We start from the raw sequence: 888 nt of genomic DNA on the forward strand, positions 1-888 counted from the left end.
TGCGAATGCGATCTGTGTCATCAGGTCACTCCTTGCATGGCCGCGCATGCGCGGACCCGTCACCACGACCAACCCGAGCGGCTGCCCGACGCCACCGGCGGGAACCACGCCGTCCCCGACGCCACCAGCCTGCTAGACGGCGTCGCGTCCCGCGCACACGCGGGCCGCGAGGCTCTCAGGGCGCGGTGTCGGGTGCCGCGGGCTGCTGGCGGGATGCCTGGAGTCGGTGCAGCGTGTGGCACGCCGGCGTGGAGAACAGGGTCACGGCTCGCAGCACCTGCGGTTCGAGGTGTTCCATGGGAGACGTCCAGCGCACCGCGATCATGCCGATGAACTCTCCCCCGCCGGAGAGCGGCACGACCAGGGCCGAGCGGATGTTCAGCTGCCGCGCCCGCCCGGCGGGGATGAGCGGCGTGCCGGCGACGTCCGGGATGAAGGTCGGGGCCCGCAGCCTGGGCAGGGCGCGCAGCGCCGCGTCGTCGTCGAGGTTGGCGCGGATCCCGATCTCCGTCACGGGCTCGACGTCCGGGGCCACGGAGGAACCGGCCGCCCGGAACACCGTCGAGCCCGGCATCGGCGCGAGCATCACCGCGACGGCGTCCGCGCCGGTGAGCGAGCGGACGACCGCCGCGGTGATGTCCGCGGCAGCCGGCAGGTCACTGGACTGCCAGAAACCGTCGAGGGTCTGCAGCGCGCCGCTGATCTCCTCCGTCATGAGACGCTCCTGGCGGGCTTCGAGCAGCCGCATCGCGTGACCCGCGAGGCTGCGCAGCCCCTCGCGCTGAGCATCGGTCAGCCGGCGGGGCAGCGGGTCGGCGACGAGAAGCGCGCCGAGCACCTGGCCGCGGGGCGTCCGCAGCGGCGCCGCGGCGAGGCAGCGCACCGGGT

Annotated in this window: 1 protein-coding gene; it reads right to left on the reverse strand. The window is 74.1% G+C overall.

Annotated features, from left to right (window positions below):
• Positions 1 to 175: 175 nt before the first annotated feature.
• Positions 176 to 888 (reverse strand): GAF domain-containing protein (locus tag MXD58_RS25780; protein WP_250610305.1); only part of this gene is annotated, 713 nt, incomplete at its 5' end.

Source organism: Frankia sp. AgKG'84/4 (genome assembly GCF_023242965.2).
Taxonomy (GTDB): domain Bacteria; phylum Actinomycetota; class Actinomycetes; order Frankiales; family Frankiaceae; genus Frankia.